The organism is Aequorivita flava, from assembly GCF_038742595.1.
GTDB lineage: Bacteria > Bacteroidota > Bacteroidia > Flavobacteriales > Flavobacteriaceae > Aequorivita > Aequorivita marisscotiae.
On sequence record NZ_JBANCF010000017.1, the window covers coordinates 22,130 to 44,777 of the forward strand.

The window sequence follows — 22,648 nt, forward strand, 5'->3', positions numbered from 1 at the left end:
GGCAAAGATAATACTTTTTTTAATAATCTGATTTGTAGGCTGTTAAAATAATATTAAATAAAAAACCAGGCTTGTCAACCTGGTTTCTTCAATAATTATAATGTCGCTCTAGCGTTGTTGTCAGGGAGTATATGGGAGATATCGTAATCTACAAAGCGTTTCATATATTTTGTAATTGGTACATGATTCGCATCTCTAAAAACGTATTCTCCTTGGCTATCCAGAAATTTTTTTACATTTCCGGCTCCTCCCAAATGTGCCGCAGCCAAAAGGCCCGATTCGGATATTTTAACACCATTAATAATTTTGCCGTTATATTCATCAATATAATCCCTAAGCACCCATTTGTTTTTAGAAATTAACGCTTTAAACGCTTTTTCCTGTAACAAAGGGCTGTTTAAAAATAGGGACGTATTGGTAATTCCAACCCAATGAAGGGTAGAACGGCCAAACTGGTATTTGCCCAAATAACCCAATCTGTTCACGGCTCTGTAATTTCCACTGCTTTCGCTAAAGCCGAGGTCATGACAGAAACCCTGGAACGACTTCCCAAGAAAAGGAACACTATCTTGAGAATTCAAATTCACTTCGTATTCGTAAGGAACATGGGCTACGTTCCCTACAATATCTGTAGCGAATATAGAACTGCTGTAATCTACTCTTTTTGAAGAGAATGCCATTGCAACAAAGGCTGCAACAGCCAGCAGCGCAGACAATTTCATAAAACGTTTTGTCATGTTTTACTTAGTTTTAAATTATAATTATCGCGTCATCGCTTTGTGCGAGACGAAATAAAATCTTTAAAAAAACAAACACACATTTTTGGCAAACGTATATTCGCCGCGCTATATGAAAAAACTATGCCAAAGAACGATTGACTATCGCATTTACACTTGACGGTCAATATCTTATAAATTAAAAGATAAGAAAAATGATAAAAACATTAGCAGGATTAACAAAATTTAACCTGCCTAGTAATTGGTTTTAACAAGATTTAAAAACAATTTATTACCTCATTAATCCCTGATTATTTACCCAACGCACATATTCTGCCTTGTTAACATTGTGCTGTGCTAAGCTTTTGGCAAACTTGTGATAACCAAAGTTGGTTACATCGGCAACAAAATAGTAATAGTCGTGCTTTTCGGGGTTTAATACGGCGTCTATTGAAGAAATATCGGGCATTGTAATGGGTCCTGGTGGTATGCCTGCATATTTGTACGTGTTATAAGGCGAATCTAATTCCAAATCTTTATAAAGTACTCGTTTTATAATTTGGTTATAATCACCACTTTCGCGTTTAATCGCATAGATAACCGTGGGGTCTGCCTGAAGCAACATACCCACTCGCAGCCTGTTAAGGTAAACCCCTGCCACCCTTGGCCGTTCATCTACCTTTGCTGTTTCTTTTTGTACAATAGATGCTAACGCCATAACTTGTTCTTTCGTAAGATTTAAGTTTTTAGCCTTTTTAATTCTAGCTTCGTTCCAAAATCTTTCGTATTCGGTTTTCATTCTATCGCGAAAAGTTTTCGCAGAGCTATTCCAATAAAATTCGTAGGTATTTGGGATATACATAGATAGGCCCGTTTCTTTAGTCATTCCCACTTCTTTTAAAAACTCGGGATCGGTCATTGCCTGCATGAGCGATAGGCTATCGGCTTCAATTTGGTTTGCAATATGGCCGGCCAAATCTTCCAACCGTTCCTGATTGTTGAATTTTACATTGATAGGAATATTTCTACTTCGGAGCGTGTTTACTATATCATTATTGGTCATTCCCTTCCTAATTATAAAATGACCCGGTTTAATATTTGAAGTATATTGCTTTTGGTCTGCAATAGTTCTAAACGATTCGGCATCCTTTAAGAGCGGTTCAATTTCTTCAACCACATCAATTATTGTAGCATTGGTAGGAATATAAACATGCGCTTCCTTGTTGTTAAAAGCGGTATTTCCAGTAAATGCTGTGTCGTAAATATACCACGCAAAGAAGCCCATTACAACGGCTCCGAGGAAAAAGATGGCTATTAATATTTTTTTTATATACATTTTTTAAAGTGTGATCGCAGTACTACGAATTGTTGATTAATTGATAAAAATATTCACTTTTATATCTTCCGTTTGCAAATACCCAGTCCCTTTTTAGACCGGCTTTTATAAAACCTGCCTTTTCAAATAGATTTATACTGCCTTCATTTTCTTCCGTAATTCCCGCAAAAATTTGATGCACCTTTAAATGTTCAAAAACGTAATTGCAGGTAAGCTGCAATGCTTCTGCCGCAAAGCCCTTTCGTTTATGGGCTTCAGAAAATATTACAATACCTACCCCTACTCTGCTGTGTTTTGGATCAAAGTCAAACAAATCTATAAAACCTACTTGAGCAGAATCATTATTTTTACAAATTACGAGTCGCAATTGCTGCACATCGTAAATAGAGCGATGGCTATTTTCTAAATATTGTTGCAAAATATACTTAGAGTAGGGCGTTGTGGTATTGCTAACTTCCCAAAGCGATTCGTCGTTTTCTAGAGTATAAAGAAAATCCAGATCTGAAAGTTCCAAAGCGCGTAAAAAAATATTTTCTCCTCTTAACGTTTCCATTGCCAAATTCCTTTAAAAACCATGGTTGCAGGTCCTTCTAAATATATATCTGTATAATGCGAATCTATTTTATTAAAGCGCACTTGCAGTTGCCCGCCGGGGGTATTTAGCGTTAATTTATTTTCTGAAGTATTCTCCGTTTCAAACATTGCCAGTGCCACAGCAGTTACACCTGTTCCGCACGAAAGAGTTTCATTTTCCACTCCCCGCTCGTAGGTACGGACTGAAAAAGTGGAAGCGTTTTGCTTTTCAACAAAGTTTACATTTGCACCATCTGTTCCGTAAATTTTATTTCGAATATTTCTACCTTCCCCAAAAACATCAAAGTTTTGCAAATCTGAAACCATTTCAACGTGATGCGGTGAGCCCGTATTCAAAAAAGTATAAGCGTCTGTAACTTCAAAAGTTTCTACATCATTCATTTTTAATGAAACCCCTTCATTATTAATGGTAGCCTCGTGCATCCCGTCAACGGCTTCAAAAGTGGTGCGTCCGGAAATAATTTCCAGATAATTGGCAAAGTGAACAATACACCTTCCACCGTTACCGCACATTGTACTTAGGTTTCCGTCACTATTGTAATAAACCATTTTAAAATCTGCAGTAGGATGGTTTTCCAACAGAAGCAAGCCATCTGCACCTACGCCAAAACGGCGGTCGCAAATTTTGGCCACAAGCTGCGAATCTTTCTTCGGGAAAAATTCTTCGCGATTATCGAGAATCACAAAATCGTTGCCCGTGCCCTGATATTTGTAGAAAGTAAATTCCATAGTGCGCAAAGATATAAAAAGCCATGAGGTGTATCGTTGATATTTAGACGTTAAATGCAAGTTAAAACCAAAAACTTGGCATACTATTTTCGGACTATCTTGGTTAAATTTGTAGAGGTATTCGTAAATATTTCTTCAGAAAACAGATTTTCAGATCCATCTTCCGCGATTGAAAATGCTGAAACATTAAAAAATGAAAAACTTGAAAACAAAGTTTTTATATAAAATAAAGTTAGTATTAATTAAAAATTTTATACAATGAAGCAAACAATCCGTTTATTTCTTGTTGCGCTATTTGCTGGCGCCATTACGCTTGGAGGCTATAAATACTTTGAAGAAAAAGAGCTTATTGCCATTGAAACACCTTCACAAACTAAATTTATTCCTACCAATTATGCTGGTTCGGCGGCAGAAATGACAACCGATTTTACCGGAGCTGCAGAAAAAACAGTACACGCTGTGGTTCACGTAAAAAACACTACTGTTAGCAGACAACCCACCAATATATTCGAGTATTTGCAAGGCGGTGGCCAACCACGCGCTATGGTTGGCAGTGGTAGCGGAGTAATTATTTCGCCAGATGGTTATATAGTAACCAACAATCACGTTATTGCCAATGCTACAAATCTTGAAGTTACCTTAAACAACAACAAAACATTTAAGGCCGAATTGATTGGAACGGACCCAAATACAGACATAGCGCTGATAAAGATTGAAGACGAAACGGATTTTCCCTACATACCTTTTGGCGATTCAAACAATGTAAAAATTGGCGAATGGGTGCTAGCTGTTGGAAATCCTTTTAATTTAACCTCAACGGTTACGGCAGGAATTATTAGTGCCAAAGCGCGCGATTTAAGTAAAAATGACGGAAACTCACAGTCCTTTCTCCAAACTGACGCAGCCGTAAATCGCGGAAACAGTGGCGGAGCGTTGGTTAATACACGTGGGGAATTGATTGGAATAAACACGGCTATTACTTCGGAAACGGGAAGTTATGTGGGTTACTCCTTCGCAGTACCATCAAACAACGCCCGAAAAGTAATTGAAGATATTCTGGAATACGGAAACGTACAACGCGGAATCTTAGGAATACAAGTAGGAAATTTAAGTCCGCAGATTATTGAAAAGTATGGCATTAACGAAACCCAAGGTGTTTTTGTAGGTGGTATTGAAAAAGGAAGTGGCGCCGATAAAGCCGGAATTAAAGAAGGAGACATCATAAAACAACTCGATGGATATAAGGTTACAAAATTTGCCGATCTTTCAGGGTATTTAGGTTCTAAACGCCCAAAAGATGTGGTTGAAGTCACTGTACTTCGCAATGGCACGGAAAAGAAAATTCCTGTAAAACTCATAAAACTGGAAACTTTTTCAATAGACGATTTAGGGGTGGAAGTAAAAAACATTACTCCAGAAGAGTTAAAGGCACGAGGCCTTAAAAACGGTGTAGAGGTAACCCGCGCGTTAACACCCGAAATTGCGCGCTATAAATTGGAAGGTATCATTATCACCCATATAAATGATGAACCTATACACAATATAGACGATGCAAAACGAATTATGGGCCAGCGCGACTACCACACCCCAATAAAAATGACTTTTATGGATGGTGCCGGAAATATAAATTCGTTTATTTTTAGATAGAAGTATTTATACAAATAATAAACACCGCTGAAAACCAAAACTTTCAGCGGTGTTTTTATTATGCGTTTTTATTTCCCCAAGCCGATGAAAATAAGTAGTTTTGCACAAAATTTTAACGCGCTCCACGTTCTTCAATTTGCACAGCATTAAAGAAGACGCGGAACTAAAAAATGTATCCTTATGAGTTTTGATGACGTTTATGAAAAAGAACTGTCTTTTCAAACTGATCGCCGAAAAGCTTCAGTAGAATTTATTAAAATCATTAGCGACCTTTGGTACGACAAGTCCATTGAATTGGTACTTTTCCGCAACCAACTGATAGACCGCAATGTGAGTGAAATTTTAAACCTGCACGAATATGCAGGTGAATTTGTTCAAAAGCCCATTTCAATTTTCGACTCTGTTGAAATTGCACAGGCTATAAAAACTTTGGATCTTCCACCAGCAAAGTTAGACATTGGGAAACTTACTTATGAGTTCCATTTAGAAGACGATAAATATTCAAACGCTTTGGCTTTTGTTTCAGATAAATTGAAAAACGCCAAAGAAGCTAAAACAGTAGTACCAAAAGACGTAGTTCTTTACGGTTTTGGACGTATTGGCCGTTTGCTTGCACGTGAACTTATGACCAGAACAGGGCAAGGCAACCAGCTTCGCCTTCGCGCCATTGTTGTTCGCGGCAAAATGGATCAAACTGTTTTAGACAAACGAGCTTCGTTGCTTCAATATGATTCGGTTCACGGAGATTTCCCGGGAACTGTAAGTACTGATCTTGAAAACAATGCGTTGATAATTAATGGAACCACGGTTCATATTATTTCAGCAAACAATCCTGAAGATATTGATTATACAAAATACGGAATTGAAGACGCCTTGGTTATTGACAACACCGGCGCTTTCCGTGATGACAAAGAATTAGGTCGCCATTTAAAAGCGAAAGGTGCTGCAAAAGTATTGCTTACCGCACCCGGAAAAGGCGTTCCAAATATTGTTCACGGTGTAAACCAAAATGAGTACGACCCAAACACAGTTGATATTTTTTCGGCAGCATCTTGTACAACTAATGCCATCACTCCTATTTTAAAGGCAATTGAAGATTCTTTCGGCGTAGTTCGTGGGCATTTGGAAACCATTCACGCCTATACAAACGACCAAAATTTGGTTGATAATATGCACAGCAAATACCGTCGCGGTCGTGCTGCAGCATTAAATATGGTAATAACAGAAACTGGTGCTGGAAGTGCGGTTGCAAAGGCGTTACCTGAATTAGCCGGCAAACTTACCTCCAACGCTATTCGAGTACCCGTTCCAAACGGGTCATTGGTTGTTTTAAATCTAGAGGTTGGAAAATCAACTTCAAAAGATGATCTTAACGCAACGATGAAACAATATGCATTGGAAGGTGATTTAGTTGAGCAAATTCAATATTCAATAAACAACGAATTGGTTTCTAGCGATATCGTTGGTTCTTGCTCTCCCGCAATTTTTGATAGCAATGCCACCATTGTTACTGAAGACGGTAACAACGTAGTGCTTTACGTTTGGTACGACAATGAATATGGCTACAGCCACCAAGTAATTCGCTTGGCGAAATATATTGCTCAGGTTAGAAGATTTACGTATTATTAATAACCAACGTTCAATTAAAATTAATAAAATCCTGTTGCCACCGCAGCAGGATTTTTTATATTTGAATTCTTAATTTTAACATTTCTTTAATAATGCGATATTTTCCGAAGAGTACTTTTTCATTCTTGCTTCTTATTTCTATTTTCATACTTTTTAATTCCTGTAGTTCCGATGACGAAACCCTTTCTACAATTACAGTTAATGCTGCCGATTTTTTTGTAACTATTGAAGAAAGACCTACTGCAGGACAAGTTTTAGGAACTGTGGACGGCAGTACGTCTCAAGGTTCAGTTTCGTTTTCAATTATAGAACAATCTGTAAATGGGGCATTTGAAATTGATGCTTCAACAGGTGAACTCAAGGTTGTAAATCCAGATTTATTCAATTTTGATACAAATCCTATTATAACTGGAACTGTAAAGGTTTCCAATGGAAATATTTTTGAAAATGCCTTGGTGGTTATCTATCTTGAAGACATTGATGATTCTAACGTTTTCGATGGTAGAATATGGCTAAAAACCCAAGCCGAATTAGATGCTTTCGGCGCCAACAATTATACTCACATAACGGGACAATTAGTAATTGGAACACGCTATGCATTGGAATTTTCGGATATTATTGATTTAAGTCCGCTATCTTCATTGACTTCCATTGGCGAAAATCTTTTTATTGCGGGCAATGAAGATCTTGCAAGTTTGAATGGTTTGCAAAATTTGAAATTTATTGGAAGTCATTTGTATATTTTCGATAACCCTTCCTTAAGCAGTTTGGCAGAATTGAATAAACTTACAACGGTAACAATGGATTTAAATATTTACCAAAATCAAAGTTTATTGAATATGGATGGTTTAGCCATCAAACATATTGGTGGAATCCTAAATATTACGTCCAATCCATCACTAACTAATTTATTAGGATTTTCTGAGCTGATTTCAGTTGGCTCTATTCAAATTCAAAGCAATCCGCAACTTACCAACCTGAAAGGTTTTGAAAACATCACCGAAGTTTCAACCTTAAGACTTGGCGGAAATGATGCTTTATTAAATTTGGAAGGATTAGAGAATTTAACCCAAATTCACGCTTTGCTTGCAATTGGAGCTTGTAATCTTTTAACCAATTTAGATGAACTTCAAAATGTTCATTCTAGCCCTGCTGAAATTACTATCAATTTTAATAATTCTCTATTAAATATTAATGCTTTGAGCAATTCTGAGACTGTCGAATACATTGACGTTTCTAATAACCCTGTATTGGTCAATCTTCAAGGTTTGGAAAATATTACATCAGCAAATGAAGTTTATATTTATCTGAATTCTTCTATAACCGATTTAAGCGGATTGAATAATCTCACTACTGTCGATTATTTAGGAATCAGTCAAAACCCGAATTTGTCTAGCATCGCAGGCCTTGAAAATCTCAAAACTGTACAATCTAGCTTGTTCATAGAACAGAATCCAACTCTCGCAAATTTAAATTCCCTAAATAATTTAGAAACCATTGGCAATGATTTGAGAATTGTTGAAAATAGTGCTCTCACAGATTTTTGTGGTTTGCAAACAGTTATCGCAAATAATGGCCCTGGTAATACGTATAGTGTTTATGGCAATGCCTATAACCCTACGCAGCAAGATATTTTAAATGGCAATTGTAGTTTATAAATTCTTTCGATTAAAAAAAACAAATTATCCAAAATGATAAAATCACAGGTCAACTCATTTCTTAAGTATTCGTTACTCCTAATTTTCCTCGTTTTAAATTCCTGCAGCAAAGATGACACGCCCAATGTACTGGAAAATACAATTACTATACAAACGACCAATTTTTCTGTCATCATTCAAGAACACCCCGAAAATGGACAAGTGTTGGGAACTGTTGAAGCAAGTACAAATGAAGGAACAGTTTCCTTTTCTATAACCTCCCAATCCCCCGCTGGAGCTTTTGCCATCAATAGCGAGACCGGGCAACTTACAGTTGCTAATTCAGAGCTTTTCAATCACGAAACGAATCCAGTAATTTCCGGGATTATAAAAGTTTCAAATGGAAATATCTATGAAAGCGCGAGTGTAGTGATTGGCTTAACAGAATCGTATGAAGACAAGGTTTATCAAGGTACGGTGCGTTTAACAACACAAGCAGAAGTTGACGCCTTTGCCTCTCAAGGCTACACCCATATTAATGGCGGACTAATAATTGGAATATTTATGGGTCCAGAATATTCAGATATTACAGATATAAGTGGTTTGCACAACTTGGAATATGTATCCAAAAACTGCTATGTTCTTTATAATGCCGACCTTACCAATGTGGACGGACTTGACAACATCGTTTATTTTGGCGAAGATTTTGGTCTTATAGACAATCCATCTCTTGTAAGTGTTGAGGGTTTGCGTAATGTTAAAACCGTAGAGCCAGCGGGCGATGTTATTTATGAGTTTTGGATTATGAACAATTCCAGTCTTACTAATCTTAATGGCCTTGAAAATCTGAAAAATGCAGGCGATGTATTGATTATAAACAATCCCAATTTAAGAAATATTGACGGTCTTACAGGCTTAGAAAATGCCATTAGCATTTTAATCGATAGAAACAATTCCTTGTTGAATTTGGATGGTTTCAACAATTTAACGACAGTTGAATACACTTTTGGCATATACGATAATCTTGTACTGCAAAATATTGATGGTTTGAATAATTTAACAAGCATTGGCGGTTCATTATCGTTTAGAGGTAACATTGCATTGCAAAATTTGAACGGTTTAAGCAATTTAATTTCGTTAGAAACCTTCGCACTTAGAGAGAGCCCCCTTATTTTAAATTTGAATGGCCTAAGTAATTTAACAACATTGGAAAGTATTATAATTGATGACAACGATGCTCTGATTAATATTCAAGGAGTACAAAATACTTCTCCAACAGATAGAATAGAAATTACATATAATGAGTCTCTCGAAACCTTAAATGGTTTGCAAAATGTTTCTGCTGCCACAATTTTAAATATATACAGCAACCCTTCGCTAACAACATTAAATGGATTGCAAAACATTACAGCCGTACGTGATGTAAATATTAATGAAAATCAAAATTTAACCACTTTAAATGGACTGGAGAATTTGCAAACAATAAACCGTCACTTAAAAATATTATATAACCATTCATTGGAGAGTTTGGAAGGTTTAAATAATTTAACCACGGTCCAAAACAATCTTGAAATTCGTGATAATCAAATTCTAGCAGACTTTTGCGGGCTTACTACACTTATAGTTGGTGATGGTTTAGGTGGCGAATATAGAGTTTCTCGTAACGCCTACAACCCAACAAAACAAGACATCATAGACGGCAATTGCAGTCTTTAAAAACGAAATAATGAATAGACTTTTAACTTTCAGAATAATAGCAGTAGCTATTATTCTCACCTTCATTTCCTGCTCTAAAGACAGCGATGACCCAGTGCCCCAAGAAACTGAAATAACCGTTTCAACCACTGATTTTTCTATCACAATAGATGAAAACCCAACTATTGGACAAGTTATTGGAAGCGTTCAAGGAAGCACAAATGAAGGAACTGTTACTTTTTCAATTACTGAACAAACACCTGAGGGCGCGTTTTCTATTGATGCAAGTTCTGGGGAACTAAAAGTTGCTGATGAAACTCTTTTTGATTTTGAGACCAATCCTACAATTACGGGGACAGTGCAAGTGGCCAATGGCGCTGTGTCTGAAAATGCTTCGGTTGAAATTACTTTGAATGATTTGGTTGAAAATCATATTTTTGATGATTCAATTGTACTATTTACCCAAGAAGAAGTAAATGATTTCGGCGCAAATAATTATACACATATTACGGGATCCCTTTTAATAGGGAAAATAGATAATACTCAATCTTCAATAAATGATTTAAGACCTCTAAATGCTTTAAAAAGTATTGGCAGACAATTCATTATTATTGACAATCCACTGCTTTCTAATTTAGCAGGCCTTGAAAATTTAGAATTTATTGGAGGTAATTTTTTGATAGAAGATAATCCGAATCTAATTAACATCGAAAGTTTGCGCAATCTTACTACTATTAATGACTATTTATATATAAATAATAACGACCAATTAACAAATTTAAATGGATTGGAAAATATAATTTCAATAAGTGGTGATTTAGGAATTTTTTCTAATGAAATTTTAAGTGACATCAACAGTTTACAAAATTTAACATCGATTGGAAAAAGATTACTTTTCGAAAACAATCCCAGTTTGTTAGATTTTAATTTATCTAGTTTGACCGTAATAGCCGAGCGTTTGGATATAAGACACTGTCCCAATATTACGCACCTTAATAGTTTGACTAATTTGCAAACTATAGGGACCGATATTTACCTATCTAGCAATTTTAATTTAATAGATTTTTGCGGCTTGCAAAGTTTACTCATTGACAATGGATTAGGAGGAAACTATACGGCAATTTATAACGCCTACAACCCAACAAAACAAGACATCATAGACGGCAACTGCAGCCTTTAAAAACGAAATAATGAATAGACTTTTAACTTTCAGAATAATAACAGCTTCTATTTTTCTCACCTTCATTTCCTGCTCTAAAGACAGCGATGACCCAGTGCCCCAAGAAACTGAAATAACCGTTTCAACCACTGATTTTTCTATTACAATAGATGAAAACCCAACGATTGGACAAGTTATTGGAAGCGTTCAAGGAAGCACAAATGAAGGAACTGTTACTTTTTCAATTACTGAACAAATACCTGAGGGCGCGTTTTCTATTGATGCAAGTTCTGGCGAACTAAAAGTTGCTGATGAAACTCTTTTTGATTTTGAGACCAATCCTACTATTACTGGAACAGTGCAAGTGGCTAATGGCGCGGTTTCTGAAAATGCTTCGGTTGTAATTACTTTGAATGATTTGGTTGAGGAGAATGTTTTTAATGGTACCGTTCAATTATTTACCCAAGCAGAGGTAGATACATTTGGAGCAAACAACTATACTGTTATAACTCAAACCCTGCTTATTGGAAGCCTTGCCGGAGACCCTAGCCTAATTGAGGATCTAAGTAATTTGGCCTCAATTAAATATATTGGAGGGCAGCTAAATATTGTAGATAATGAAAACCTCGCCTCGCTTGATGGGTTACAAAATATTGAAACAATTGGTGGTGATGTAAATATAATGGAGAATCCCATTCTTAACAATCTGACTTCGCTTGCAGGTATTACTCAATTATCAAAACTTACAATATCCAAGAATGGTTCCCTTGAAAATGTGGAAGGTTTTCAAGATTTAATTACCATAAATGGCACATTAAATATTTGGGATAATGAATCCTTACTTACCGTTGACGGATTTAGAAATTTAACGTCCATTGGCAATGGTCTTTCTGTATGGGGAAATTCATCATTGAATGATATTGACGGATTCCTTAATTTAAGTACCGTTGCAGACAATATACAAATAATCGATAATCACGACCTTAAAAATATTGAGGGATTTAGAGGATTGACCCAAATAAATACTGGCCTTACTATTCGCGACAATGCATCACTTTTAAACTTGGAAGGCCTGAGAAATGTAGTCAATGCAGAGGGTATTAGTCTAAGCATTGTCAATAATCCTTATTTAATGCACCTTAATGGTCTAAATAATTTCACCAACTTATCATCTCTGGCCATTGAAGACAACGATTTGTTATCAGATATCAGCGCCCTGGAAAACTTGCTTTCAGTAAATTATATTAATATTTACAGAAATTCCGCTTTGACCCAACTCAATATTTTCAATAATATTTATTCCTTATCGGGAGATCTGTATATTAAACAAAATGCAAATTTACGCGGTATAGGCAGTTTGCACAACTTAACTTCAATAGGAGGGCAATTGCAAATAGCCGATAATCCTTTATTAGAAAATATAAATGGACTGCAATCCCTTCAGTCTGTTTCAAGAAATATTTACGTAAGTGATAATAACAATCTAACAAATCTGGATGGATTCTCTAGCCTTACATTTGCAGGAAGAAACCTCACCATAACCCGTAATGATGTGTTAATTGACTTTTGCGGATTACAACCCCTTTTTACTAATAACGGTATAATGGGCGATTATAATGTTAGACATAACGGCTATAATCCGGGTCCTAATGACATAATAGCAGGAAACTGTCGTTTATAATTATTAAAATTTTTAAATATGAAATTTTTCAGAAAATATGCTACAGTTAAAATATTTACGATTTTCTCAGTTCTATTGCTTTCCTCCTGCTCAAAAGACAGCGATGATCCAGCGCCCCAAGAAACTGAAATAACCGTTTCAACCAGTGATTTTTCCATAACAATGGATGAAAACCCAATAAACGGGCAGGTAATTGGAAGTGTTCAAGGAAGCACGAATGACGGCTCGGTTACTTTTTCAATAACCGAACAAACACCTTCGGGCGCCTTTTCTATCGATGCAAGTTCTGGCGAACTAAAAGTTGCTGATGAAACCCTTTTTGATTTTGAATCAAATCCTACAATTACTGGGACAGTGCAAGTAGCCAATGGCGCTGTGTCTGAAAATGCTTCGATTACAATTACTTTGAATGATTTAATGGAGGAGAATGTTTATGAAGGGGATCTAATTTTAAGATCACAGCAAGAAGTAAACGATTTTGGAGCAAATAATTATGCGGCAATAATTGGAACATTGCATATTGGTGATCCTGAAGAAGGAACAACAACAGATATAATCGACTTATCTCCCCTCCAAAGTTTAAGATCGATAAATGGTGATTTAGGGATTACCAATAATCCATCATTGATCTCTACATTAGGTTTAAATATTCACTATTTATATGGCAAACTTATCATTGTAGTTAATGATACTTTAGAAAAAATCGAAGGATTTAACCGTTTAACCTCGGTTCAAGAACTGGTGTTATCTCTTAATCCAAGATTATATGATCTTTCTGGATTATATCAACTTACTTCCATAGGAGATGGATTAGTCCTAGTTTCTTGTCCTCAAATATCCAATCTTGATTGGCTAAGCAACTTGACTTCATTTGGCGGTGATTTAACTATTATAAATTGTAATTCGCTAGCAAATATTGATGGGCTCAGTAATTTAACAACTGCAACCGGAGAATATAATTATTTCCGTATTACATATAATAATTCGCTTTTAAACTTGAACGGCATTGAAAATTTAAATACTGAAATATATCACTTGGAAATAGCAGCGAATTCTTCGCTTACAAGTATTGAAGGCTTGCAAAATAAACGAGTGACTACTACATTAAAGATAATAGAAAATCCCTTTTTAGAAAATCTTCATGGTTTAGAATCAACCATCAATATTTCTCATGAACTTACCGTACAGAACAATAATTCTCTAATAAATATTCAAGGATTAAGGAATTTAGAAACTGCTGAAAGTTTTCAAATATTTAATAATGAAAGCCTACCAAATTTGGTTGGCTTAAACAATTTAGAAAGATGTCGTAATTTAGATATAAGAGGCAATAATGAACTTACAGATTTTTGTGACTTACAAAACCTCTTTATAAATGGCAGTAATAATAGCTACATCGCAATATACAACGCCTACAACCCCACAAAACAAGATATCATCGACGGCAATTGTAGTTTATAAAACTATTTCAATGAGTTTAAAAAAAAGAGATTCCTGCCTGCGCGGGAATTTTTTTTATGACTTCATTAACTGAAAATCTGCATTCTTTCAATCACATTTGGTAAAATTATTTAGTTTTTAGAAATGTCTGTAACTGAAAAGAAACGCGGTTTAAAAAAGAAGCGATATATTTTTCCCATAACAATCGCGGTACTGCTAATAGTCTTTAGAATTTATCTTCCCACGCTTGTAAAAAACAACATAAATAAAATATTGGCAGACATTCCCGGCTATTACGGGCAGGTTGACGATATTGATATTGCTTTAATTAGAGGTGCCTATGTTATAGACGGGATGTATCTAAACAAAGGAACGGCAGAAAGTCAGGTTCCGTTTTTAAACTTTCCAAAAACCGATATTTCCATCGAGTGGAAATCACTCTTCAAGGGAAAAATTGTAAGCGAAATCATCATGACCAGGCCCGAAGTTATCTACGTTTTTGAAGACCAAAAAGCAAAAAGTGGCGATGCAGATGTAGATGATTGGACCAAGGCGCTAACCGATATTGTACCAATAGACATAAACCATTTAAAAGTACACGACGGCACAGTGGCATTTGTACAACTTTCGGCAGATCCAAACATAGATTTGCGAATAGACAAACTGGAGCTCACCGCGGACAACCTCAGAAACGTGGTTGAAAGAGAACGAATTCTTCCGTCTAAGATTCGCGCTACGGGAGTTTCAATCGGGAACGGGAAAGTTTCGTTAGAAGCAAATATGAATTTGATAAAAAAAATACCCGACATGGACGTTTCCTTTTCACTAGAAAATGCAGATGCTTCGGCGCTAAACGATTTCACAAATTATTACGCAGGTCTCGATTTTAACAAAGGCACCTTTTCGCTTTTTAGTGAAATTGCCATTGCGGACGGCCACATGATTGGCTACGTAAAGCCGCTTTTAACAAACACTAAATTAATTGGAAAAGAAGATGGTTTCCTTGAAGTTTTATGGGAAGGCTTTGCAGGTTTTTTCAAATTCATTCTAAAAAACCAAGGCACAGATACGCTCGCAACTAAAGTTCCTTTTGAAGGCGATCTTACAAAAGTGGAAGCTGGCGTTTGGCCTACAGTTATAAATATTTTCGGCAATGCGTGGATTAAAGCCTTTACGGGCAATATTGATGGCGAAATTGAATTTAAGGATGCTTTAAAAAAGAAAAATTTAACTCGGGAAGAAAAAAGTGAACTTCGCAAAAAAGAGCGCGAAAAACGAAAAAAAGCACGGCAAATAAAAAACGGTTAATTATAAATTATTTTAATATGAAGGTAATTGCGGCAACAATCAAAAATCTTGAACAACTGGCTCCACTATTTAATGCGTATCGTGTTTTTTACAAACAAACCCCGAATATTGATGCGGCCAGCGCATTTTTAAAAGAAAGATTCGCAAAACAAGATTCTACAATATTTTTGTGTTTAGATGCAGCTGATAAAGGTTTGGGATTTACGCAGCTTTACCCCAGTTTTTCGTCGGTTTCCTTGCAACGGGTTTATATTTTGAACGACTTATTTGTAACTTCAGAAGCTAGAAAACAAGGCGTTGGCGAGGCGTTGATGGAACGCGCAAAACAATTCGCTATCAAAGAAGGCAGCAAAGGAATTACCCTAGAAACTGATGCCGACAATCCCGCCCAAAAACTTTATAAAAAACTGGGCTGGAAAAATGACGATGGCGTAAATCATTATACTTGGGAAGTATAATACGACTCAATTACCGTATTTTTACACTTTAAAATATATTGCAACATATCATTGCAGCCATTAGGTTTCCTTGACTGATGCGCACCGAAAAAAGAACTACCATAATGCGAATTGACATAATAACCGTAGTGCCCGAATTGCTCCAAAGCCCTTTTGAAGTTTCAATCCTAAAACGCGCCATTGAAAAAGGAATCGTGGAAGTACACACGCATAACCTTCGCGATTGGTCATCCAATGCCTATAGGCAAATTGACGATTATCAATTTGGCGGGGGCGCAGGAATGGTGATGATGATTGAACCCATTGATAAATGTCTTTCAGAATTAAAAGCCGAAAGAGATTACGACGAAATAATCTATATGACGCCCGATGGCAAAACGTTTAATCAGCACACGGCCAACGAACTTTCGTTGAAAGAAAATATAATTATCCTCTGTGGGCATTATAAAGGAGTGGACCAACGTGTGCGCGATCATTTTATAACCCGAGAAATTTCGGTGGGCGATTTTGTATTAAGTGGCGGCGAGCTAGCTGCTGCCATTGTTTGTGATGCTATTATACGATTGGTTCCGGGGGTTTTGGGCAATGAAACCAGCGCGTTGACAGATTCATTTCAAGATAATTTATTAGCCCCACCAATATACACCCGCCCAGCCGAATATAAAGGCTGGACCGTACCCGAAATCTTAACGAGCGGCAATACCGGTAAAATTGAAGAATGGCGCGAAGATCAGGCGTATAAACGCACAAAGGAGCGACGGCCGGATTTGCTGGAATAACCTCTTAACGCGTGAGTTAGCTGAAAAAAAATGAGTTCTCTCTAACATTACGTGAAAATTCATTATTTTTGTACGTAAAATATTTCACCATGGACAAAAAACTCACATTAAGTCTTAACGGAACTATTATTGAAAACGCGAAAATATACGCTAAATCGAACAATATTAGTCTGTCGAAATTAATTGAATCGTATTTAACTACACTCACAAAGCGCAAAACGAACGGTGCCAACATTACTCCATTAGTAGAGAGTTTAAGTGGTGTTATAACCCTCGATGAAGATTTTGATGCCAAAGATTCTTACACAGAGTATTTAATCGAGAAATACAAATGAGCAAAATTTTAATCGATACCAATATTGTTATAGACTTATTATCGCGACGAAAAGACTTCTATGATGAAGCTGCAGATTTGTTTTCACGAGCGGATAATAAAGAGTTACATTTAACGATTTCCGCTTTAACGTTTGCAAACACTAATTACATTCTTACCAAATTGAAATCCGCGAAAGAAGCACGAGAAATATTACGGAAATTTAAAATTCTAGTTGAAATATTAAGCTTGGACGAAAAAATAACGCAATTAGCTCTCAGCGATGATAATTTCTTCGATTTCGAAGACGGCTTGCAATATTATTCGGCATTGGAAAATCATATAGATGTTATTATCACTCGCAATAAAAAAGACTTTAAGAATTCAAAAATTCCCGTTTTAACGGCGAAAGAGTTTTTGGCAAAAAAATAATGTCAGAAGCTTTTATTTTAGAATAAACAATATGACTAAAATTATCTATACATTTATTCTCATCTGTTTTATTTCCAGTTGCTCCGAAGATTATTGCCTATTAAAAGACGGAACATATAAAGTGGAATTTGATGAGGAATTTTTTTCCTTTCAATACAAAGTCAAGTCTGATACAATTGAAGCAAATTATGGTGACCAAACTATGACTTCTATTATAGAATGGATTTCAGATAACGAATGTTTTCTAAATGATCTTCCATCTCATATAACCTATAAAGACGATTTAGATAAATCTACATATACATTTGGCAAACCATTTTATGGATTGATTAAATGTAGCAAAGACACTATTTATTTTAATTTAATGCGAAATGAAAATAATATTGCCAATTCAGGAAAACTAATTAAAATAGATTAAAAAATTTCAGATTGTTGAAAATAGCAACCAAAAATTCAAAATAAAATGAATATCAAACAAATTGCAACAATACTACTAACAGTCGTCCTTTTCACTGCTTGTAAAAATGAAACAAAAGAAAAGGAGGATTCAAAGACAAACAGTAACGTGAGCGAAGATTTCAACACCCTATTGGATAATTATTACGAAGATGGCTTAAAGCTCAACCCACTGAGTGCTACATTTTCTGGAGATACGCGCTACAACGATAGTTTTCCAAATATCCTTTCAGACGAATATATTTCTGAATTAAAAAATTATTATACAAACTACAAAGAAGAGGTTTCAAAGTTTAATGACGAAGATTTAAACGAAACCGAAAAAATGAGTAAAGACGTGCTATTGTGGGAATGCAATAGTAACTTAGAAACGCTAACATTCAAAAATGGAATATATTTTCCCATAGACCAAATGTGGTCGGTAAATTTAGTAATGGGCCAATTGGCTAGCGGCAGCAGCGCCCAACCTTTTTCAACGGTTAAAGATTATACCAATTGGTTAAAACGCGTAGATGGATTCGTTGTTTGGTTAAATACCGCAAAAGTGAAAATGAAAGAGGGCATGGCGGCAGGTTATGTACTTCCAAAATCGTTAATTGTAAAAATAATTCCACAGCTAAAGGCGATGACTGAGCCAGATTTAAAAAAGAATCTATTTTATTCACCTATAAAAAATCTTCCCGACACTTTTTCTGAAATACAACAGCAGGAACTTTCGAAAGCCTATTCAAAAATGATTTCAGAAAAAATAATTCCAGCGTACCAAAACCTTCACGATTTTATGGCTGAAGAATATTTAAATGCCGGCCGATCTACTACCGGAATTGCAGATACTCCCAATGGCGAGGCATATTACAGGCACCAAATTAAAAAATATACAACCACCGAAATGACCGCTGATGAAATCCACCAATTAGGTTTAAGTGAAGTGGCGCGTATTGCGTCGGAAATGGAGAAAGTGAAGCAACAAATTGGTTTTAAAGGCGATTTGAAAGCGTTTTTCAATTTTGTTCGTACTAATAAAGAATTGATGCCGTACAAAGAGCCACAGCAAATTATAGACCATTTTTATGCTATTTACGATACGATGAAACCAAAACTGGAGCTGCTTTTCGACAAAAAACCGAAAACTGCTTTTGAAGTAAAACAGACCGAAAAATTCCGTGAAAATTCTGCAAGTGCCGAATACAATCCAGGCAGTTTGGACGGATCACGGGCAGGAAGGTTTTATGTGCCAATTCCGAATGCTTCAGCATACAATATTTACAGTGACGAATCGCTCTTTTTGCACGAAGCTATTCCGGGGCACCATTACCAAATTTCGCTAACACAGGAAAATGACGAGTTGCCCATGTTCCGCAAAACCCTTTTTTATAGTGGTTATGGCGAAGGTTGGGCGCTTTATAGCGAATCGCTCGGAAAAGAACTTGGACTCTATACAGATCCGTATCAATATTTCGGGATGCTGGGTGCCGAAATGCACAGAGCTGTACGCTTGGTGGTAGATACAGGAATGCACGCAAAAGGTTGGACGCGTGAGGAAGCTATTCAATATTGTCTAGAGAACGAAGCAGAGCCAGAAGCGGGAATTATTTCAGAAATTGAACGCTATATGGCAAATCCCGGACAGGCATTAGCGTATAAAATTGGCCAACTAAAAATTCTGGAATTGCGTCATAAAGCAGAAAAAGAATTAGGAAACAAATTTAATATTGGTGAATTCCATAATCAAGTTTTAGAAACAGGTTGCATCCCGTTGCAATTATTAGATAATAAAATAAATGCTTGGATTGCCCAAACGCAATAAAACTAACGGCAACTATTATATACTGAAAAGAGGTTTTTAAAGGCCTCTTTTTATTTGGATTTATTTGGAAATTGAAAAAAGTATTTAGATATTTGTCTAAATAACTAAACAATAGTGAAAGATATTTTTAAAGCCCTTAACGACGAAACCCGAAGGGAAATACTGGAATTGCTAAAAAAAGACGACTTAACGGCGGGAGAAATTGCCGAAAACTTTAAAATTTCAAAACCAAGTATTTCGCATCATTTAGATATTTTACAACGTGCAGACTTAATATCGGGCGAAAAAAAGGGACAGTTTATTCATTATTCTATAAACACAACAATTCTTGACGACGTTTTTACGTGGCTACTAACCTTAAAAAAATAGAAATTATGAAATTCAATTTTAAAAAAGAATTGCCCCTCCTCCTACTTTCATTATTACCGGCTGTGTATCTTGCCATTGTTTGGCAAAACTTACCATCACAAGTGCCCTTACAGTGGGGATTAGACGGTACAATTAATAGATATGGCAGTAAAATGGAATTACTTTTTTTAGGGATTTTACCTTTCGTACTGTATTTATTATTTCTTTTTATCCCTAAAATTGATCCTAAGAAACTGGTGAATTCCATGGGGAATAAATATTACAGTATTCGCTTAATAACCGCCCTTTTTATCACTGTTCTCTTTGTATATATAATTTATGCCGTAAACGAACAATCGCTGGGACATCCTACATTTATCCTAATGCTTATAGGCGCATTTTTTGTTTTACTTGGAAATTATTTTAAAACTATCAGACCCAATTACTTTGTAGGCATTAGAACCCCTTGGACGTTGGAAAACGACACTATTTGGAAAAACACCCACAAGTTTGCTGGTAAGTTTTGGGTAGCTGGAGGGTTACTTATAATATTTGCATGCGCTGTTTTTAACGAACCAATAGCGGTAACACTGTTTATAATAATTACCGCAATTATAACAATTGTGCCAATTGCCTATTCATATATTCAATTTAAGAAAATGGCTTCTTTAATTGTTTTAATAATACTTTGCACGAGCAGTTTTGCACAACAAAAATTAAACCGTCCCCAAACCCCAGAAGCACCATTTTTATATACCATAGAAGAAGTAGCGTTTACAAATACCCAGGATAATGTAAAATTGGCAGGAACGTTAACCTACCCCGCAGAAGGAACCAATTTTCCTGCCGTAATTTTAATCACCGGCAGTGGCCCACAAGACAGAAATGAAGAAATTTTTAATCACAAGCCCTTTTTGGTGTTGGCAGATTATCTAACAAATAGAGGCATTGCTGTATTGCGCTATGACGATAGAGGCGTTGGCGAATCTACTGGTGATTTTTCGAGATCTACTTCCGTAGATTTTGCAAGAGACGTAGTAGCCGCAATAGAATTTTTAAAAAGTAGAAAAGAAATTAACACCCAAAAAATTGGGTTAATTGGCCACAGCGAAGGCGGCGTTATTGCACCACTCGTAGCTTCAGCTGGCAATAATATTGCTTTTGTAGTTACCTTGGCAGGCGTAATGATTCCCGGAAGTGAATTAATGCTTCGTCAAAAAGAAATGCAACTTAGAGCCATGGGATCTAATGAAAACTTTATTTCAAAAGAATTGGAATTTGATTCTGGTATAATGAATACTATAACCACTTCTGAAACCGATTCCTTAAAGACTAATTTAGAAAAGTACACCACCGAATATTTCGAAACGAATCCAACTTTTGCGTCAGAGCACGGAATGACTGAAGCATACTATAAAAATCTAATCGTAGGCTCCTACTCCAGTCCTTGGCTCAGTAATTTTATAAAATACGACCCGAAGAATTCACTGGAAAATCTAAATGTTCCGCTACTGGCATTAAACGGCGAAAAAGATTTGCAAGTACCAGCCACCGAAAACCTTGAAGCTTTAAGAGCAATAATGGCAAAGGACACAACAAAAAACTTCACTTTAAAAACGTACCCAAATTTAAACCATCTATTTCAGGAATGCCAAACTGGAATGTTGCAGGAATACGGACAAATTGAGCAAACTATTTCGCCTAAAGTGTTACACGATATTGCAGCATGGATACTGTCCCAAAATTAAATTTATGCCTTAGACCTATAACAATCAATAAATTTTCTTGCCTACTAACTTAAATTGCTTACTTTTGCACCCACTTAATTCAACCTCTGGCGAAAACCGCGAATGTTGTTTTAATTTAAACCTTATCAAGTTATTAAAATGGAAGCATTAATAAAATTTGTAGAAGACGAATTTGTTACAAAAAAGGATTTTCCTGAATTCGGAGCGGGTGATACAATTACCGTTTACTACGAAATTCGTGAAGGCGAAAAAACCAGAACACAGTTTTTTAGAGGAGTTGTAATCCAGGTTAAAGGAACAGGTTCTACTAAAACTTTTACAATCCGTAAAATGAGTGGTACAATTGGTGTGGAACGTATTTTCCCACTTAATATGCCAGCGCTTCAAAAAATTGAAGTCAACAAAAAAGGTAGTGTGCGTAGAGCTCGTATCTATTACTTTAGAGGACTTACCGGGAAGAAAGCCCGTATCAAAGAAAAACGTTCATAGTTTATTCTTTGTTGAAAACTCTCAAAAGCCTTGCAATTGCAAGGCTTTTTTTATGAACAATTGTTAACAAACCGTGTTTGTAAACTGTGGATTTTTAATAGGTTACAAATTCTTGCACATTCGGTTTTCTGTTCTATATTAGCCATATCAATATATGCCAAACGGCTTATTTGATAACCTAAAGTAACGTTCTTTTACATTGTTTTTTCATAATTGTACACGAAGCTAACGCTCTTTGCGAATGTTA

General features: G+C 36.0%; 22 protein-coding genes. 18 read left to right on the forward strand and 4 right to left on the reverse strand.

Going from position 1 to position 22,648, the window contains the following annotated elements:
• Positions 1–95: 95 nt before the first annotated feature.
• From VZD24_RS14365 to dapF, 4 genes are all read right to left on the reverse strand, one after another.
• The gene (locus VZD24_RS14365) at positions 96–737 is read right to left on the reverse strand and encodes a hypothetical protein (protein ID WP_279448656.1); all 642 of its coding nucleotides are present in this window, start codon (positions 735–737) and stop codon (positions 96–98) included.
• Between the two features lie 271 nt (positions 738–1,008).
• The gene (gene mltG / locus VZD24_RS14370) at positions 1,009–2,052 is read right to left on the reverse strand and encodes an endolytic transglycosylase MltG (RefSeq protein ID WP_342687986.1); all 1,044 of its coding nucleotides are present in this window, start codon (positions 2,050–2,052) and stop codon (positions 1,009–1,011) included.
• 22 nt (positions 2,053–2,074) lie between these two features.
• Complete coding sequence (locus VZD24_RS14375; RefSeq protein WP_279448660.1) at positions 2,075–2,605, reverse strand: GNAT family N-acetyltransferase; 531 nt, start codon at positions 2,603–2,605, stop codon at positions 2,075–2,077.
• Complete coding sequence (gene dapF / locus VZD24_RS14380; protein ID WP_279448663.1) at positions 2,593–3,375, reverse strand: diaminopimelate epimerase; 783 nt, start codon at positions 3,373–3,375, stop codon at positions 2,593–2,595. The genes VZD24_RS14375 and dapF overlap by 13 nt, the downstream gene beginning before the upstream one ends.
• Before the next feature lie 75 nt (positions 3,376–3,450).
• Between dapF and VZD24_RS14385 the strand changes: the two genes are divergently transcribed.
• From VZD24_RS14385 to rplS, 18 genes are all read left to right on the forward strand, one after another.
• Entirely contained in the window at positions 3,451–3,600 is a 150-nt protein-coding gene (locus VZD24_RS14385; RefSeq protein WP_342687985.1) for a hypothetical protein, read from the forward strand.
• Positions 3,601–3,633: 33 nt separating this feature from the next.
• Entirely contained in the window at positions 3,634–5,022 is a 1,389-nt protein-coding gene (locus VZD24_RS14390; protein WP_342687984.1) for a trypsin-like peptidase domain-containing protein, read from the forward strand.
• 180 nt (positions 5,023–5,202) lie between these two features.
• Complete coding sequence (locus tag VZD24_RS14395; protein ID WP_342687983.1) at positions 5,203–6,651, forward strand: glyceraldehyde-3-phosphate dehydrogenase; 1,449 nt, start codon at positions 5,203–5,205, stop codon at positions 6,649–6,651.
• Between the two features lie 92 nt (positions 6,652–6,743).
• Positions 6,744–8,309, forward strand: coding sequence for a cadherin repeat domain-containing protein (locus VZD24_RS14400; RefSeq protein WP_342687982.1), 1,566 nt, complete (start codon positions 6,744–6,746; stop codon positions 8,307–8,309).
• A gap of 33 nt (positions 8,310–8,342) precedes the next feature.
• Complete coding sequence (locus tag VZD24_RS14405) at positions 8,343–10,004, forward strand: cadherin repeat domain-containing protein (protein WP_342687981.1); 1,662 nt, start codon at positions 8,343–8,345, stop codon at positions 10,002–10,004.
• 10 nt (positions 10,005–10,014) lie between these two features.
• Entirely contained in the window at positions 10,015–11,163 is a 1,149-nt protein-coding gene (locus VZD24_RS14410; RefSeq protein ID WP_342687980.1) for a hypothetical protein, read from the forward strand.
• A gap of 10 nt (positions 11,164–11,173) precedes the next feature.
• Entirely contained in the window at positions 11,174–12,823 is a 1,650-nt protein-coding gene (locus tag VZD24_RS14415; RefSeq protein ID WP_342687979.1) for a cadherin repeat domain-containing protein, read from the forward strand.
• Between the two features lie 18 nt (positions 12,824–12,841).
• The gene (locus VZD24_RS14420) at positions 12,842–14,284 is read left to right on the forward strand and encodes a cadherin repeat domain-containing protein (protein WP_342687978.1); all 1,443 of its coding nucleotides are present in this window, start codon (positions 12,842–12,844) and stop codon (positions 14,282–14,284) included.
• A gap of 123 nt (positions 14,285–14,407) precedes the next feature.
• The gene (locus VZD24_RS14425) at positions 14,408–15,571 is read left to right on the forward strand and encodes a DUF748 domain-containing protein (protein ID WP_342687977.1); all 1,164 of its coding nucleotides are present in this window, start codon (positions 14,408–14,410) and stop codon (positions 15,569–15,571) included.
• A gap of 17 nt (positions 15,572–15,588) precedes the next feature.
• Complete coding sequence (locus VZD24_RS14430; RefSeq protein WP_342687976.1) at positions 15,589–16,029, forward strand: GNAT family N-acetyltransferase; 441 nt, start codon at positions 15,589–15,591, stop codon at positions 16,027–16,029.
• Between the two features lie 104 nt (positions 16,030–16,133).
• Positions 16,134–16,808 carry a tRNA (guanosine(37)-N1)-methyltransferase TrmD gene (trmD, locus tag VZD24_RS14435; protein WP_279448675.1) on the forward strand — a complete coding sequence of 225 codons (675 nt, stop codon included), beginning with the start codon at positions 16,134–16,136 and terminating at the stop codon, positions 16,806–16,808.
• Positions 16,809–16,897: 89 nt separating this feature from the next.
• Entirely contained in the window at positions 16,898–17,143 is a 246-nt protein-coding gene (locus VZD24_RS14440) for a DUF6364 family protein (protein WP_279448676.1), read from the forward strand.
• Positions 17,140–17,553, forward strand: a complete 414-nt coding sequence (locus VZD24_RS14445) for a type II toxin-antitoxin system VapC family toxin (RefSeq protein ID WP_279448677.1) — start codon at positions 17,140–17,142, stop codon at positions 17,551–17,553. Before VZD24_RS14440 ends, VZD24_RS14445 begins: the two co-directional genes overlap by 4 nt.
• 31 nt (positions 17,554–17,584) lie before the next feature.
• Entirely contained in the window at positions 17,585–17,971 is a 387-nt protein-coding gene (locus tag VZD24_RS14450; protein WP_342687974.1) for a hypothetical protein, read from the forward strand.
• A 45-nt stretch (positions 17,972–18,016) separates the two neighbouring features.
• Entirely contained in the window at positions 18,017–19,816 is a 1,800-nt protein-coding gene (locus VZD24_RS14455; RefSeq protein ID WP_342687973.1) for a DUF885 domain-containing protein, read from the forward strand.
• Positions 19,817–19,930: 114 nt separating this feature from the next.
• Positions 19,931–20,185: an autorepressor SdpR family transcription factor gene (locus VZD24_RS14460; RefSeq protein WP_279448681.1), complete on the forward strand. Its 255-nt coding sequence runs from the start codon at positions 19,931–19,933 to the stop codon at positions 20,183–20,185.
• A gap of 5 nt (positions 20,186–20,190) precedes the next feature.
• Positions 20,191–21,912, forward strand: a complete 1,722-nt coding sequence (locus VZD24_RS14465; protein ID WP_342687972.1) for an alpha/beta fold hydrolase — start codon at positions 20,191–20,193, stop codon at positions 21,910–21,912.
• A gap of 138 nt (positions 21,913–22,050) precedes the next feature.
• Positions 22,051–22,401, forward strand: coding sequence for a 50S ribosomal protein L19 (gene rplS / locus VZD24_RS14470; protein WP_342687971.1), 351 nt, complete (start codon positions 22,051–22,053; stop codon positions 22,399–22,401).
• The last annotated feature ends 247 nt before the right edge of the window (positions 22,402–22,648 follow it).